This window comes from Phenylobacterium sp., from assembly GCF_030680185.1.
In the GTDB taxonomy this organism is placed as follows: Bacteria; Pseudomonadota; Alphaproteobacteria; order Caulobacterales; family Caulobacteraceae; genus Phenylobacterium.
The window spans coordinates 50,543-65,758 of record NZ_JAUXVZ010000020.1; the positions used below are offsets into that span (position 1 = coordinate 50,543).

Genomic DNA, 15,216 nt, shown 5'->3' on the forward strand with positions numbered 1-15,216 from the left:
GTCTCATGTTCTGGCGCGGCGTGGTCGGCTACCTGCCGGTCAACATCATTCAAGGCCTGGTGGGTCTGGCGACCATCGTCACCTTCACCCGCCTGCTGGCCCCCTCGCAGTTCGGCGATTACGCCCTGGGCTTCTCGGTGATGAGCCTGCTGCACACCGCGATCTTCACCTGGAATGAGGCCGCCATGGCCCGCTTCTGGGTGGCGGAGTCCGACAAGGGCCAGGGCGGCGCCCATGCCGCCACAGTCTATCGCACCTGGCTGGCCCTGCTGGTCGTCCTGCCGCTGGCGCTCGCCGCCGCGCTGCTGATTCCCATGGCCCCGGGCCTGCGGCTGGCCGTGGTCTGCGGCGTGCTGGCCGTCCTGCCCCGCACCTTCGCCAAGCTCGCCCAGGAACGCCGCCGCGCGGCCGGCGAAGTGGCCGGGGCGGCCTCCATCGACATCATCCAGACCCTGGGCGCCTTCGTGGTCGGCGCGGTGCTGGCCTATATGGGCTTTGGCGGCGCAGCCCCGCTGATCGGGTTCGGCGTGGCCGCCGCCATCTGCATGGCCTGGACCCTGCCCTCGGAACTGGCCCACAGCCGTCGCGGACAGTTCGAGGCGCCCCGGGCGCGAAGCTATCTCGGCTATGGCCTGCCGGTCGCCCTGTCGCTGATCCTGGCCCTGGTGCTGTCGACCACCGACCGGTTCCTGCTGGCGGCCTTTCTCGATGAGGCGGCGGTGGGCGTCTATCATGCCGGCTACAGCCTGGCGAACCGCACCCTGGACGTCCTGTTCATCTGGCTGGGCGCGGCCGGAGGCCCTGCCCTGATCGCCGCCCTGGAGCGCGGCGGCGAAGGCGAGCTCGGCGCCGCGGCCCGGGAACAGGCCAGCCTCATGCTGCTGCTCTGCGTGCCGGCCGCCGTCGGCCTGGCCCTGGTGGCCGCGCCGCTGTCGCATCTGATGGTCGGGCAGGAGCTGGCCATGGGCGCCGCTCACGTCACCCCCTGGATCGCCGCCAGCGGCCTGCTGGCCGGCCTGACCACCTACTACTTCCACCAGGCCTTCACCCTGGGCCAGCGCACCGAACTTCTGCTGGCCGCCATGGCCATCCCGGCACTCGCCAACCTGGTCCTCAACCTGATCCTGATCCCGCGCTATGGGCTCGACGGCGCGCTGTGGGCCACGGTGGCGAGCTATGGCCTCGGCCTCGCAGCCTCGGTGGCCCTCGGCGCCCGCAGCCTTCGCCTGCCCGTACCGTGGACGCCCCTGCTGCAGACCGTGTTCGCCACCGCCGTGATGGGCGTCGCCGTCGTCCAGATCCCGGCCCTGGGCGGCTGGGCCGAGCTGATCCTGAAGGCCGGGCTCGGCGCCATCGTGTTTGGAGCCATCACCTTCGCCCTGGACACCGGCGCCCTGCGCAGCCGTGGGCTGGCCCTGGTCCGTGGCTACAGGGCGCGCACGGCATGACAGAGATCCTGTTCGACAATGCGCCATGGGCTGAGGCCAAGCCTCGCCTCTCGGTGCTGATCCCGTTCAAGGGGGACGATCCCTGCAGCCTCCTGGCCACCCTGGGACGCGAGCCGGTCGCCGCGGAGATCGTCGTGCTGGACGACGGTACGGCCGACGCCGCCCTCACCGAGCGGGTGCGCGCGCAGGTCGCCGCCCTTCCCCTGCCCGCCCGCCTGGTGACCCTGGCGGCCAACGAGGGTCGCGCCAAGGGCCGCAACCGGCTGGTCAGCCATGCCCGGGCCGGCCACTTCCTGTTCCTCGACAGCGACATGGCGCCCGACACCGGCGACTTCCTGGGCCGCTGGCTGACCCTGATCGAACGGGACGATCCTCCCGTCGCGTTCGGCGGTTTCTCGCTGCTGCAGGTGGAGCCCCGACCGGACCAGGCCCTGCACCGGGTCATGGCCGGTCACAGCGACTGCCTGCCCGCGTACGAACGGATGGCTGCGCCGGAAAAGCATGTCTTCACCTCCAACCTGCTGGTCCGGCGGGATGTCTTCGCCGCCGAGGGCTTTGACGAGGGCTTCGCCGGCTGGGGCTGGGAGGATGTGGAGTGGGGCATGCGGGTGGCCCGGCGCTGGCCCATCCTGCACATCGACAACACCGCCACCCATCTCGGCCTCGACAGTGCGGCGACTATCGCGGCCAAGTACGAACAGTCGGCGGCGAACTTCGCCCGCGTGGTGGCCGCCCATCCCGAGGTGGTCCGCACCTATCCCAGCTATCGCGTCGCCCGCATCCTGCGCCGCGCGCCCCTGCGCGGCGTCTGGCGGCCGATGATCAAGGCCTATGCCCTGAATAGCGCAGCGCCGATCAAGAGCCGCGCCTTCGCCATGCGCCTCTATCGCGCCGCCCTTTATGCCGAGGCCGTCTGATGTCCTATGCTGAGGCCTACCAGCCCGACCGCTCGCTCAAGGGCAAGATCCGCCGCCGTGTGGTGCGCCTGGCCCATCGCCGGCCGCTGGCCCGCGGTCCGACGACGCCCATGGTCACCTTCAGCTTCGATGATGCGCCGCTCAGCGCCGTCGAGGCTGGCGCCGCCCTCCTAGAAGCCCGCGGCGCTCGGGGGACCTTCTATGTGTCAGCCGGCCTGGCCGGGACCGAGGGACCGATGGGCCGCTACGCCGAGGCCGCCGACTATGCCCGGCTGGCGGCGGTCGGCCATGAGATCGCCTGCCACACCTATTCCCACCTGGACTGCGGCCAGGCCAGCGGCGCCCAGGCCCTGGCCGACACGACCCGCAACCTGGAGGTCCTGGCCGACTGGCGCGCCGGCGCGGTGGACAACTTCGCCTATCCCTATGGCGACGTCGCCGCCGGCCCGAAGGCCGCGCTGGCCAGGCGATACGCCGTCCTGCGCGCCCTGCACCACGGCGTGATCGAGGCCGGAACCGATCTCAACCAGGCGCCGGCCGTGGGGATCGAGGGCGCGGATGGAGAGGCTGTGGCCGAGCACTGGCTGGCGCGCGCCAAGGCCAGGTCCGCCTGGCTGATCCTGTACACCCATGATGTGCGCCCCGATCCGTCGCCATGGGGCTGCGCGCCGGACGCCCTGGCCCGATTGATCGACCGCGCCCAGGCCGACGGATTTGAGATCGCCACCGTGGCCGAGGCGGCCCGTCGTCTGGACATCGCCGCAGCGGCCTGAGCGGCCCTCAGATATCGCTCTCGTCGTCCTCGATCCGCTGCTGGCGGCGGGCGGCCTTGGCGCGGGCGGCAAACAGCTTGCGGTGGATCACCTCGGCGGCTGGATCGGCCTTGCGCGGCAGGCTCGCCCCCTCGCGCTCCAGCTTTCGGTAGGACTCCAGGCGCTCGCGGGAGATGACGCCGGACGCCAGGGCCGGGCCGACCGCGCAGCCCGGCTCGCCATTGTGGCTGCAGTCGCGGAACCGGCACTGCAGGGCCAGGGCCTCGATATCCTCAAACGTCTGGGCCGCGCCCTCCCCTGGATCCCATAGCCCCAGTTCGCGCATCCCGGGCGTGTCGAGGATCAGGCCGCCCTGCGGCAGGAGGACAAGCTCGCGGTGCGTGGTGGTGTGGCGGCCCCGGCCATCGGCGGCGCGCACCTCGCCCACCGCCTGGCGGGCCTCTCCGGCCAGGGCGTTGACCAGGGTCGACTTGCCCACACCCGACATGCCCAGCATCACCGCCGTCGTCCCGGGGCCGAGATAGGCCTGCAGGGCGTCCAGGCCGAGGCTCTGGGGCGCAGAGATCGGCAGGACCGGGGCGCCCAGCGCGACGCCTTCGACCTCGCGCACGAAGGCGGGCACGTCATCGACCAGGTCGGCCTTGGTCAGCACCACCACCGGCTGGGCGCCTGTGCGCCAGGCGGCCGTGAGATAGCGCTCGATCCGGCGCAGGTTGAAGTCGGTGTCGAGCCCTGTGGTCAGCAGGACCACGTCGAAATTGGCGGCCACCACCTGGGGCTTTTCGACCACGCCGGCGGCCTTGCGCACGAACTGGCTGTGGCGGGGCAGCACCGCATGGATGGTCGAGACGCCATCGCCGGACTGGGGCGCCACGGCCACCCAGTCGCCCACCACCGGCAGGTCGGCGGTCGAGGCGTTGTGCAGGAAACGGCCTGCGGTCTCGGCGGACATCTCGCCCTCTTCGCCGATCAGCACGAAGCGGGCGCGGTGCTGGATCACCACCCGGGCGGGGGCAAGCCCTTGGGCCGCGAAGGGGGCGAAGTCCGCCTGAAGCGCGTCCGTCCAGCCGTAGGATTTCAGCAATTCGACGTCCTTCGCACTGCCGACAGCCGGCCCGGATCACGCGCGGCGGCGCTCGATCTCTCGGTCGGGCCAGGCGAGCTTCACGGCGATGGCCACGAAGAGCACCCAACGGAAGTCATTATAGGTCACCGCGATGCTCTCGGTGATGGTCATCAGGCTGTAGACGATCAGGAAGGGGATCGCCAGATAGGCGCCCGGGTGGCGGAACAGGGCCACCAGCGCCAGGAGCACGGTCTGGGCGTAGAACAGGGCGAAGGCCACCAGGCCCAGAACCCCCATACCGATCCACTGTTCGATCCAGGAGTTGTGGGCGTGCTCCGGCTCGAAGCCGGCGTCCTTGCTCATCTGGGCCAGGGGCGCCCAGGGGCCCAGATCGTCCCAAACCACGCCAAAGCCATAGCCGGTCCACGGCCGCGCCTGGATCTGGGTCATGGCCGCAGCCCAGATCTCTGTCCGCCCCGTGAGCGTGGCGTCCTTGCCCAGGGCCTCGAACACCACGTCGGCGGCGAAGAGTGCGATCCCCAGGCCCATGCCGGCGGCGACGATGGCCAGCCACAGGATGGCGATGCGGGTGGCTGGACCCCGCCGGATGACACCGACGAAGATCAGCCCCCCCAGGCCGAGCGCCAGCGCCACCAGCGAGGTCTTGGAGGTGGACATGAGCACGAGCAGCAGGGCCAGGCCCGCAAAGCCGATCCAAATGAGCCGTCGGCGGGGATTGAGGATCGCCGCGGCGCCCATGATCGCGAAGCCGAGCGCCATATTGCCCCCCAGGGCGTTCTTCTCCGACCAGACGCCGCGCCAGGCGCCGGGAAAGATTTCCTGCATGACGCCCACCGAGGGCAGGACCAGGGGGACCACGAAGGCGATGACCGCCAGGATGGCGAAGGCGGCCGCAATCACCTCGGCCAGTTCCGACCACTTCAGCCGTGAGGCCAGGACCACTCCGCCCAGGGCCGAGCAATAGGCGGCGAAGACCCGTCGCAGGGTCTGGTCCGGGGCGATGGACCAGAGAAAAGACGCCGCCACCAGCAGCATCAGGACTACGAGGAAGGGTTGACGCAACAGGGCCTGGAAGGTGGCGCCGGGCGACACGGCCAGGAGCAGGAAGCCCGCCGCATAGGCCGGCAGGTAGAGGGCGCGGATCAGCCCCCCCTGATCGGCGGTGGCCTGTTCGCCCATCAACGGAAAGACCCAGGCCTGGCTGTAGACCAGCAGCAGGAAGACCGAGGCCCCGGCCAGGAGCATCCGCCAGGCCGTCAGCCGCGGGGCCGGCGCCTCGAACGCCGGGGCGGCGGCGTAGGCGGCGCCGGTCACCGCAGGAAGGCGCGCGCGAATGGCGGCTGTTCCACCGTCGCGCGATTGAAGAACAGGCCGGCCACATCGGCGCCGGCGCCGATCAGGGCGTCGCGCATCAGGGCTGGCGCGCGGACATCCTCTTCGTCGGCGGCGACCACCATCACCGTCTGGTCCATGAAGGGGGCCACCGTGGTGGCCGCCTGGGAGCGGTCGCCCGAGGGGCAGTCGACGATGATCAGGTCGGCGAACTTGCGCAGGGCGGTCCAGTAGTCGCCGCTGGGCAGGATATGGACGGTCTGGCGCCCGCGGAGGGCCTCGCGGCGAAACCGCGTCACCCACCAACGCGCCGCCCCGACCCGGTGAGCGGCCAGATACCGCGCGTCCGGCCATGGCTTGCCATCGGGCCCCTGGGCTGGCGGCTGGACGGCGAAGAAGATGGAGCCGTCGGGGCTGGCCTGGGCGGGCTGGCCGATGAGGCCATAGCGGTCGCTCTCGGCGCCGATGGCCGCGTGTTGCGGCGAGGCCATCAGGTCGAGGTCGACGAGCCACACCGCGCGGCCGGCCTGGCGGGCTGCGAAGAAGGCGAGCTCCCGGGCGATGGTGGACGTCCCCTCGCCCCGCCGGGCCGAGACCAGCTGGAGGATACGCGCACGACCGGCCGCCGGCGCCCCCAGGGAGGCCCACAACTCGGCCATCTCAGCGTTGAGGTTCACCATTGTTCGAATCGCCACGCGTACACTGTTGGCGACGTTAGCCCAAAGGGCCGCGCCGGACAGAAATCCTTGCCCATCAGGCCTTCATTGGCGCCGCGCCAAGTACGGGAAGATCCAGGGTTCTCGAGGCCGACTGCGCGGTGGGCAGGCCAGGCCGCAGGAACATGCGCAGCAGGCCCGCGCAAAGGGCCGTGAAGCCGGCGAACAGGAAAGCCAGTACCAGCATGGGTTTCTTCAGGCTCGAACCCCGGGCCGGCGCCGTGGCCCGCTGAACGATCCGGATATTGTCGTTGGAGGCCGCGGCGATCTCGCGGGCGGCGCGGCTCTGCTCTTCCTTGACGGCGAAGTCGCGGACATTGGCCTGCAGGACATCGCGGTCGAGGCTGAGCGCCTGGAACCGGGGCTCCAGTTCAGCCAGCTTGAGGCGGCGGTCCAGCAACTGGGCCAACTGCGTATTGAGGGTGGCCTGCGCCTGGCGCAGGGCGGCCACCTCGGACTGGAGCTGGATCCGCTCGGTCTGCAGGGTCTGGAAGACCGGGTTGACGCCAAACCGCCGCGCGCCTTCGCCGGTCGTGCGGCCGGCCTCGATCCCCTGTTCGAGCCGGCTGATCTGGGAGTCCAGGTCGCGAACGGGCTGGGCGTCGGCCCGATAGCGGCCCAGCAGGTCCTCCCGCTGCAGCTTCAGCTCCACCAGCTTGTCGGAGGCCGCATTGTTCACATCGCGATAGAGGCCGACCTCGGGCGAGACCTGTCCCATCTGCGCCTGGAGCGCGGCCAGGCGACCGACCCGGTCCTGAAGTTGGGTCTCGGTCTGATACTTCTGCTGCTCGATCTGGCTCTGCAGTTGAGACAGGGCGGCCTTCTCGGACACGAAGTCGCCGATCTGGTTGCTGGTCAAGAACTGCTCATAGGCGGCGTCGGCCTCGGCGAGTCGTTCCTGGAAGGTCAGACGCTGGGTCTCCATCGCCGGCAGGTTCGACTCCACAAGAACCGTGCGACGGAAGATCAGATATTCCTCCAGCAGGGTGTTCAGGACGAGGGCCGCGGTCCCGGCGTCCTCATGTTCGAACACCAGCCGGACGATCGGCGTATCCGGCGCCGTCTGGATCTTCAGGCTGGTCTCCATGGCGCGCAGGGCCTTGCCCATGACGATCCGCTTTTCGCCAGCCGGCGCCTCGGCGAACTCGGCCGCCAGCTTCGGATAGATTCGCGACAGGCCCAGGCGATCGATGACCCTCTGCTTCAATTCGCTCGAGGCCAGGATTTCGGTCTCAGCCTGGATCACCTGCTCGGCTTCCGGCACCGCGCCGCGCCCGGCGTCGCCCGCCCGGGGTTCATAGACATATTCCTGGCCCAGCCGCACGAGGATGCTGGAGCTGGCCGGATAGGTGGTCTTCAGGCTGAAGGCGAAGGCCGCGCCAATCACGAAGATGACGGCGAACACCGCCAGCATCAGGAAACGCTCGCGCCACAGCAGGGCGACGAAGTCCGACGGCGCATAGCGCGGCCGCATGGCCCAGTCCGACCGCGGCGCCATGTCATTTGATCGTGCAGTCCAGGCGCTTGTTGCGGCCATAACGAATCCGGCGGTCCGAGGTGTTTGCAGAGGGACCGTCGCCGCCCGCGCTTAAGACTTCGTTACCCATTCCTGTTAACCCTGGCCCCATGCTTAGACGCGCCAGATTCCAAGCCCTGCCGAGCCTCGTGGCGGCCCTCGCAGTCGCCGGCTGCGGCGGCGTTCGCGCCCTGCCCGGCGCCCAGGCCGCGGGCCTCGCCCAGCCGGCTCACGAGGCGGATTTCGTCAATCTTCCCTACGCCCAATGGACCGAGGAAGAGCCGGCCTATCGATTCTATCCGGGCGATGAAATCGAGGTGACGGTGCCCTCTGCGCCGGAGCTCACCAAGACGGTCACCGTTCAGCCTGACGGCCGCGTCACCGTGCCGCTGATCCCGCCGGTGATGGCCGCCGATCGCACCACCATGGAACTTGAGGCGGCCCTGTCCCAGGCCTATGCGGCGCACCTGTTGCGCCCACAGGTCTTCGTGACGGCCAAGGCCGCGCCCTTGAAGGTGTTCGTCGGCGGCGAGGTGGGGACACCCGGGGTCTATGACATGCAGGGCGACGCTGACGCGCTGCGCGCCATCATCCAGGCTGGGGGCTTCAGCCCGTCGGCCGACCGCAGCGAGGTCATCATCCTCCGGCGGGGCGCCAATGGTCAGGGGATGATGCGGCGGGCCGACCTGCTGGCCGGCCTGCGCCGGCCCAGCGCGGATCTGATCCCGCTGCGCCGGTTCGACATCGTCTATGTGCCGCGGAGCGGCGTGGCCAATGCCGGCCTGTTCGTCCAGCAGTACTTCCGCGACCTGTCGCCGATCCAGTTCGGCTTCAGCTACGCCCTGAACGAGCAGGGCGCGAACTGACGGCGGGAACGGCTCAGGCGCTCAGCCCTGCGCCAGCCATTCGCGGGCGGCGCGCTGGGCTTCGGCCACGTCTTCCGAGGCCATCTCCTGCGACAGCTCCTTGCGATAGACCTTGGCCTCCAGCGAGCCCCGCATGGCCGCCAGGTTGAACAGCATATGGGCTGAAACATAGTCCAGCGGCGCCCCGCCCTGGCCGGTCGAATAGAGCATGCCCAGGCGGAACAGCTCGTCTCCGGAGGCCTCGGGGCCTGGCAGCGGCAGGCCTTCAGCGCTCCCCACTTCCACGTTCGCAAACATGACCTTCACGTCCCTCATCCAGCGGCCGGCGTCCATTCTGGAGCCTTGGCGCCGCTATCCATGAGCGAAGAAAAGTCGAGATCGGCTGAACATATGGTTAAGCCCCGAAATAACACGAATTCATGCGACAATCTGGCAGAGTTCGAAGCGCTTACTGACGCGAAACCTTTATCTACATGGACTTAACGTGGCCACGTCCCTGCCCCGGCGCGGCGTGGGAGCCACTGACGGCCTTGGACGTTTCCTCATCGAGGGACACGAGACGAGGAGCCTAGTGATGAAGACCCTAGTGATTGCGGCGGCGGCTATCGCCCTGGCCGCGCCGGCCTCCGCCCTGGCCCGCCCGCACCCCGACTATCACGGCGATCGCTATGAGCGCGACCACCGCGGCGACCATCATCGGGGCAAGCACGCCGACAAGCGTCATCCCCACGGCATGCCGCCGGGCCAGGCCAAGAAGCGGTGGAGCCGCGGCGAGCATGTGCCCCGGGCCTATGTGACCGAACGGACCTATTACATCACCGAGCCCGCGCGCTACCGCCTGCGCCAGCCACCGCCCGGCTATCAGTGGGTCCGCGTCGATAACGATGTCTATCTGGCGCAAACCCAGACGGGCCTGATTGCCGACGTGGTGCTGAGCCTGTTCAACTAGCGCAGGACCTTCCTGAATTGACCGTTCAGCGGGGGTTCAGGGCGCTCCGCCCATTCTTTGATCATCGGGGGATGTGGCGGCCAGCCCTGGCGGGCCCGCAAGAAAACGGAGACGTAGAATGCGACGTCTGATCTTGAGCCTCGCGGCCATCGCCGCCGTTGCGGGTCCGATCGCGGCCTCCGCGACCGCCGCCCAGGCGCAGTCCTGGGACCGGCGCGAGAACCATGCCGATCGTCGGGGCGACCGCTGGGATCGCCGCGACGACCGGCGCGACCATCGCTATGACCGGCGGGACAACCGCTACGACAACCGTCGCCATTACCAGCCGCCGCCCCCGCCGCCGCGCTGGGACAGCAATCGCTACAATGGCTACTACTACCAGAACCGCTGGTCCTATGGCCCGCCGCCGGCGGTCTATTACAGCCATCCGCAGTATCGTCCGGGCTACGTCGCCTGGCGCCGCGGCGCGGTCCTGCCGCCGCAGTACCGCACCTATGTGGTGCATGATTACCAGCGTTACCGCCTGCGGCCCCCGCCCCGGGGCTATGCCTGGCACCGGGTCGGCAACGACTACCTGCTGGCCGCCGTGGCCACCGGCCTGATCTTCGAGATCATCAACAGCCGATGAGCCTCGGCCCCACGTGAAAAAGGCCCCGGACCTGCGTCCGGGGCCTCCGTCATGTCTGCGACGCCAGATCAGAGGCCGAGCTTGGCCTTGAGCAGTTGGTTGACCGTGCCCGGATTGGCCTTGCCGCCCGTTGCCTTCATCACCTGACCAACGAACCAGCCGATGGCCTGGGGCTTTTCCTTCACCGACTCGGCCTGGGCCGGATTGGCGGCGATCAGGCCGTCGATGATCGCCTCCAGTTCGCCAGTGTCGGAGACCTGCATCAGGCCCTGCTTCTCGACGATCTCGCCCGGCGCGCCCTCGCCGGCCCACATGCGTTCGAAGACGTCCTTGGCGATCTTGGACGAGATGACCCCGTCCTCGATCAGCTTGACCAGATCGGCGATCTCGCCGGTGCTGATCGGGCTGTCCTGGATGTCCAGACCGGCGGCGGTCAAGCGGGCGGCCAGGTCGTTGGTGACCCAGTTGGCCACCAGCTTGGCGTCTCGCCCCTTGGCCGCGGCCTCGAAGAAATCGGCCCGGGCCTGTTCGCCCACCAGCACGCCCGCATCATAGGCCGAGAGACCGTACTGGCTCTGCAGCCGCGCCTTCTTCGGGTCGGGCAGCTCGGGAAGGCTGTCCTGGATCGCATTGACCCAGGCGGCGTCGAGCACCAGGGGCAGCAGGTCCGGGTCGGGGAAATAGCGATAGTCCTGCGCATCCTCCTTGGAGCGCATCGACCGGGTCTCGCCCTTGCCCGGATCGAACAGCCGGGTCTCCTGAACGATCTTGCCGCCGTCCTCGAGGATCTCGATCTGCCGGCGGGCCTCATATTCGATGGCCTGCTGGATGTAGCGGTAGGAATTGACGTTCTTGATCTCGCAGCGTGTGCCCAGGTGGCTGAAGTCGCCGGTGGCGCGGAACTTCTCATAGGCGCCCGGACGACAGACCGACACGTTCACGTCGGCGCGCAGATTGCCCTTCTCCATGTCGCCGTCGCAGGTGCCCAGATAGACGAGGATGGTCCGCAGCTTCTTCACATAGGCCGCCGCTTCCGGCGCGCTGCGCATGTCGGGGCGCGAGACGATCTCCATCAGGGCGGTGCCCGAACGGTTCAGGTCCACAAAGCTGGAGTCCGGGTCCTGATCGTGCAGCAACTTGCCGGCGTCCTGCTCCAGGTGCAGCCGCTCAATGCGCACAGTGATGGTTTCGCCGTCGTCCAGCTCCACCAGAACCTCGCCCTCGCCGACGATGGGCTCCTTGAACTGGCTGATCTGGTAGCCCTGGGGCAGGTCCGGATAGAAGTAGTTCTTGCGGTCGAAGGTCGACTTCAGATTGATCTGCGCCTTCAGGCCCAGGCCCGTGCGCACGGCCTGTTCGACGCAGCGGCGGTTGATCACCGGCAGCATGCCCGGCATGGCGGCGTCGACCAGGCTGACCTGGGCGTTGGGACCCGCGCCAAAGCCGACGGCGGCGCCGGAGAAGAGCTTGGCGTTGGAGGCGACCTGGGCGTGGACTTCCAGCCCCAGGACCATTTCCCACGGACCCGTCCGGCCCTGGATCAACTTGGTGTTCTCAGTCATCCGCTCTTCCTAATCCCAGCCGCCGCCCTGCGAAAGCGGCCAAGTTAAACCCTCTTGCGAAAGGCCGGCGTCTGCCGCTCACTCCGCCTCGCGACAACGCCGATCCAGGGAGGAGACCTCAACCATGCGCAAACTTCTTATGACGGGCGCCCTCGCCCTTTCGATGACGCTCGCCGCGGCCGCCGGCGCGACCGCGGAGACCAAGCTTTCGGTTGAAGCCACGCCGGTCGCCGAGTTGATGGCGAACGAAAAGGCCAAGGCCGTGCTGGAGAAGCACATTCCCGGCATCGGCGCCCATCCCTCCTACGACATGTTCAAGGGCATGACCCTGGTGGAGCTGAAGCCCTATTCCGAGGGCCAGATCACCGACGAGACCCTGGCGGCCATCAAGAGCGAACTGGCCACCGACTAAGCCCTGAAGGTCCGGCCCGTCCGCGGCCCCCGGCCGCGGCGGGCCTCACCACCAGCGCTGCGGCCTAGCCTTGAACTGCGCCGCCTCTTCGATCACCCCGCCCAGCGAGAACAGCGTCCCCTCGTCCAGGGGGCGGCCGATCAGCTGCAGGCCAAGCGGCAGGCCGCTGGCGTCGACGCCGGCCGGCACGCTCATGCCCGGCAGGCCCGCCAGGTTCACCGTCACGGTGAAGATGTCGTTCAGGTACATGGCCACCGGATCGTCGGCGTTCTCGCCCAGCGCGAAGGCGGCCGAGGGCGCGGTGGGGGTCAGCAGGGCGTCGACCTTTTCGAAGGCTCGGTCGAAGTCGTCCGAGATCCGCCGACGCACCTTCTGGGCCTTGAGGTAGTAGGCGTCGTAGTAGCCCGCCGAGAGCACGTAGGACCCGATCAGAATCCGCCGCTTGACCTCTTCGCCGAACCCCTGGGCGCGGGTCTGCTCGTAGGTTTCGGTCAGGTTGGCGCCATCGACCCGCAGGCCGTAGCGCATGCCGTCATAGCGGGCGAGGTTGGACGAGGCCTCCGCCGGGGCCACGATATAGTAGGCCGGCAGGGCGTATCTGGTGTGGGGCAGCGAAACCTCGACGATCTCGCAGCCGGCCGCCTTCAACCAGGCCACCCCCTGCTCCCACAGCCTGTCGATCTCCGGCGGCATGCCGTCGGCGCGGTATTCCCTGGGAATGCCGATCCGCAGTCCCTTGACCGACTTGCCGACAAAGCTTGCGAAGTCTGGCACCTCGACGTCGAGGCTGGTCGAGTCCCGCGCATCGTGCCCGGCCATGGACTTCAGCAGGATGGCCGCGTCCTCGACATTGCGGGCGATGGGGCCGGCCTGGTCCAGGGACGAGGCGAAGGCCACCACGCCCCAGCGTGAACAGCGGCCATAGGTCGGCTTGATCCCCACCGTGCCGGTGAAGGCCGCCGGCTGGCGGATCGAACCGCCGGTGTCGGTGGCCGTGGCGCCCAGACACAGTTCAGCGGCCACCGCGGCGGCCGAACCGCCAGACGAGCCGCCGGGCGTGCGGGGCGTCTCATCGCCCTGACCGCGCCAGGGGTTGATCACCGGGCCAAAGGCGCTGCTCTCGTTGGACGAGCCCATGGCGAACTCGTCCATGTTCAGCTTGCCCAGCATGACCGCCCCGTCACGCCAGAGATTGGCCGTGACCGCGGACTCATAGTTCGGGACGAAATCGCCAAGGATCTTGGAGCAGGCCGTGGAGCGCACGCCTTCGGTGCAGAACAAATCCTTGATCCCCAACGGCGCGCCGTCCAGGGCGCCGGCCTCGCCGCGGGCGCGGCGGGCGTCACTGGCCCGGGCCATGTCCAGGGCCTTTTCCGGAGTCTCCAGGACATAGGCGTTCAGCGCCTTGGCCGACTCGACAGCCTCGATATGGGCCTGGGTCAGTTCGAGCGCGGAAAACGACTTGGATTCAAGACCTTCGAGGGCGGTCTTGAGCGAGAGTTTGGTCAGGTCGCTCATCTATTCCACCACCTTCGGGACCACGAAGAAGTCCTTGACCGTCTTCGGCGCGTTGGCCAGCACCTTGGCCGGATCGCCGCCCTCGGTGACCACGTCCTCGCGCATGGGCAGGCCCTGATGCACCACCGACGTCATGGGCTCGACCCCGTCGGTGTCGACCTCTTCCAGCAACTCGATCCAGGTCAGGATGCCGTTCAGCTCCTGGACCAGGGATTCCAGGCGCGCCTCGGGTTCAGCGATGCGCGCCAGCTTGGCGACCTTGCGAACGGTCGCCACGTCGATGGCCATGGGGGCCTCCTTGCAATCTGACCCGTGGGTTAGCCGCGGTGGGAGGGCTTTGACAAGCGGGCGGCGCCTTTCCCGGCTCGGGAGCGTCCTGAGATCGAAGCTGCGAGCTGGCCGATCGCCATGTCGCCGGCCACGGGGCGGTGGGCTCGACTGAGGTCAGGCGGCGGCGGGTTCGCCGACCACGCCCTGCCCTTCGGCCAGCCAGCGGGCGCATTCGGGGCCAAGTTCGGCCAGGGCCCGCGCCTCGTAGGCGGCGTTGTCCTCGGGGGTGAGCACCTCGCTCCAACGGCCGTTGACGCCCTTGTTGATGAAGGTCTGCGCGCCGCCCTCGAAGACCGCCCCGCCCAGGGGCGCCACGTTCTCGGCATGGGCCTTCATCCAGTCGAACGAGCAGTGCTCCAGGATCTGCGGCCAGCGGTCTTCGGGAACGTCGCAGTCCAGGAATGCTGCGATCCGGCGCATCTGGCCCTCGAGGTCCCGCTTCAGATCGTTGAAATGGACCAGCATCACGTTGGGCAGGTCCCGGATCGCCCACCAGGATGCGACATTCTCCCAATAGGGCCAGAAGGGCGCGCCGTCCTCCGCGAGCCAGGTCTGGAAGTATCGACGAATGTCCGGGTCCGGGCGCTCGATCGGCGGCCCGACCCGGCCCGGCGTGCCGTTCAAGGCGTCGTAGAAGAGCTGATTGGCCCCAGCGTGATGGTTGTAGAGGCTCCAGACCACATCGCGACCATCACGGCCGATGTAGAGATACTTGGCGTCCGGTGAAAAGCGCAGGGCGTCCACCGGCAGGTGGGTCTTGAGGATCCGCCGGTGGGTCTGGGCCTCAAGGATGTCCAGCAGGTCGGGCGGCATAATCCGCAGATCCACCCAGGGCGAGATCTCGGCCACCTTCACCGTGGGATCGCCCGCAAACACCATCTGGCCGACGATGTGCTGGGTCCAGCTGATGCCGGACTTGGCGTAGGTGCTGACGATGACGTCGTCGGGACGGAAGACGAAGCGATCCCACACTGTGGAATCCATATGGTGGTTATGCAGATCCCGCGTCTTTTGCGGCCAGGCAGGCGACGACATCCGAACCCCCAGAGCTCAATCCTCGCCGGCTCATATCCGCTGGCTAGACCCCGACCAATACCGAAGTTCGATGAACTTGCTGCTTCGGCGCCCAAAATCGCGTGGCGCCCTTCCCCGACATGATATG

Annotated in this window: 16 protein-coding genes; 7 read left to right on the plus strand and 9 right to left on the minus strand. The window is 68.4% G+C overall.

Annotation, left to right across the window (positions count from 1 at the left end; all coding sequences use genetic code 11):
* The first annotated feature begins 5 nt into the window (after positions 1 to 5).
* The 3 genes from Q8L83_RS03870 to Q8L83_RS03880 are packed head-to-tail and all read left to right on the plus strand — an operon-like array spanning position 6 to position 3,138.
* Entirely contained in the window at positions 6 to 1,448 is a 1,443-nt protein-coding gene (locus Q8L83_RS03870) for a lipopolysaccharide biosynthesis protein (RefSeq protein ID WP_305284830.1), read from the plus strand.
* Positions 1,445 to 2,365, plus strand: a complete 921-nt coding sequence (locus tag Q8L83_RS03875) for a glycosyltransferase family 2 protein (protein ID WP_305284831.1) — start codon at positions 1,445 to 1,447, stop codon at positions 2,363 to 2,365. The genes Q8L83_RS03870 and Q8L83_RS03875 overlap by 4 nt, the downstream gene beginning before the upstream one ends.
* Positions 2,365 to 3,138 carry a polysaccharide deacetylase family protein gene (locus tag Q8L83_RS03880; protein WP_305284832.1) on the plus strand — a complete coding sequence of 258 codons (774 nt, stop codon included), beginning with the start codon at positions 2,365 to 2,367 and terminating at the stop codon, positions 3,136 to 3,138. The genes Q8L83_RS03875 and Q8L83_RS03880 overlap by 1 nt, the downstream gene beginning before the upstream one ends.
* Positions 3,139 to 3,145: 7 nt before the next feature.
* Here Q8L83_RS03880 and rsgA read toward each other — a convergent pair whose 3' ends face one another.
* From rsgA to Q8L83_RS03900, 4 genes are read right to left on the minus strand one after another with little or no spacing between them, the layout of a single operon-like run.
* The gene (gene rsgA / locus Q8L83_RS03885; RefSeq protein ID WP_305284833.1) at positions 3,146 to 4,222 is read right to left on the minus strand and encodes a ribosome small subunit-dependent GTPase A; all 1,077 of its coding nucleotides are present in this window, start codon (positions 4,220 to 4,222) and stop codon (positions 3,146 to 3,148) included.
* Between the two features lie 36 nt (positions 4,223 to 4,258).
* On the minus strand, positions 4,259 to 5,539 hold the full coding sequence (locus tag Q8L83_RS03890) for an O-antigen ligase (RefSeq protein WP_305284834.1): 1,281 nt from the start codon (positions 5,537 to 5,539) through the stop codon (positions 4,259 to 4,261).
* Positions 5,536 to 6,252 (minus strand): sugar kinase, encoded by a 717-nt coding sequence (locus tag Q8L83_RS03895; protein ID WP_305284836.1) that lies wholly within the window; start codon positions 6,250 to 6,252, stop codon positions 5,536 to 5,538. Before Q8L83_RS03895 ends, Q8L83_RS03890 begins: the two co-directional genes overlap by 4 nt.
* Before the next feature lie 58 nt (positions 6,253 to 6,310).
* Positions 6,311 to 7,771 (minus strand): GumC family protein, encoded by a 1,461-nt coding sequence (locus Q8L83_RS03900; protein ID WP_305284838.1) that lies wholly within the window; start codon positions 7,769 to 7,771, stop codon positions 6,311 to 6,313.
* Between the two features lie 128 nt (positions 7,772 to 7,899).
* Here Q8L83_RS03900 and Q8L83_RS03905 point away from each other — a divergent pair, with 128 nt between their 5' ends.
* The gene (locus Q8L83_RS03905) at positions 7,900 to 8,655 is read left to right on the plus strand and encodes a polysaccharide biosynthesis/export family protein (RefSeq protein WP_305284841.1); all 756 of its coding nucleotides are present in this window, start codon (positions 7,900 to 7,902) and stop codon (positions 8,653 to 8,655) included.
* Positions 8,656 to 8,676: 21 nt separating this feature from the next.
* Here Q8L83_RS03905 and Q8L83_RS03910 read toward each other — a convergent pair whose 3' ends face one another.
* The gene (locus Q8L83_RS03910) at positions 8,677 to 8,952 is read right to left on the minus strand and encodes a sel1 repeat family protein (RefSeq protein ID WP_305284875.1); all 276 of its coding nucleotides are present in this window, start codon (positions 8,950 to 8,952) and stop codon (positions 8,677 to 8,679) included.
* 277 nt (positions 8,953 to 9,229) lie between these two features.
* On the opposite strand from Q8L83_RS03910, the gene Q8L83_RS03915 reads away from it, so the two are divergent.
* On the plus strand, positions 9,230 to 9,604 hold the full coding sequence (locus tag Q8L83_RS03915) for an RcnB family protein (protein WP_305284843.1): 375 nt from the start codon (positions 9,230 to 9,232) through the stop codon (positions 9,602 to 9,604).
* 118 nt (positions 9,605 to 9,722) lie between these two features.
* Positions 9,723 to 10,232 (plus strand): RcnB family protein, encoded by a 510-nt coding sequence (locus tag Q8L83_RS03920; protein ID WP_305284844.1) that lies wholly within the window; start codon positions 9,723 to 9,725, stop codon positions 10,230 to 10,232.
* Positions 10,233 to 10,300: 68 nt separating this feature from the next.
* On the opposite strand, the gene gatB is transcribed toward Q8L83_RS03920, so the two are convergent.
* Positions 10,301 to 11,794: an Asp-tRNA(Asn)/Glu-tRNA(Gln) amidotransferase subunit GatB gene (gene gatB, locus Q8L83_RS03925; protein WP_305284845.1), complete on the minus strand. Its 1,494-nt coding sequence runs from the start codon at positions 11,792 to 11,794 to the stop codon at positions 10,301 to 10,303.
* Between the two features lie 124 nt (positions 11,795 to 11,918).
* Here gatB and Q8L83_RS03930 point away from each other — a divergent pair, with 124 nt between their 5' ends.
* Positions 11,919 to 12,206, plus strand: coding sequence for a hypothetical protein (locus tag Q8L83_RS03930; protein ID WP_305284846.1), 288 nt, complete (start codon positions 11,919 to 11,921; stop codon positions 12,204 to 12,206).
* Between the two features lie 45 nt (positions 12,207 to 12,251).
* Here the strand turns inward: Q8L83_RS03930 and gatA are convergent, their stop codons facing one another.
* The 3 genes from gatA to Q8L83_RS03945 form a co-directional block, all read right to left on the minus strand.
* Positions 12,252 to 13,724, minus strand: a complete 1,473-nt coding sequence (gatA, locus tag Q8L83_RS03935) for an Asp-tRNA(Asn)/Glu-tRNA(Gln) amidotransferase subunit GatA (RefSeq protein ID WP_305284847.1) — start codon at positions 13,722 to 13,724, stop codon at positions 12,252 to 12,254.
* On the minus strand, positions 13,725 to 14,012 hold the full coding sequence (gene gatC, locus Q8L83_RS03940; protein WP_305284849.1) for an Asp-tRNA(Asn)/Glu-tRNA(Gln) amidotransferase subunit GatC: 288 nt from the start codon (positions 14,010 to 14,012) through the stop codon (positions 13,725 to 13,727). It lies immediately after the preceding gene.
* Between the two features lie 156 nt (positions 14,013 to 14,168).
* A complete protein-coding gene (locus Q8L83_RS03945) occupies positions 14,169 to 15,038 on the minus strand; it encodes a sulfotransferase domain-containing protein (protein ID WP_305284850.1) in 870 nt (289 codons plus the stop codon).
* Positions 15,039 to 15,216: the final 178 nt, after the last annotated feature.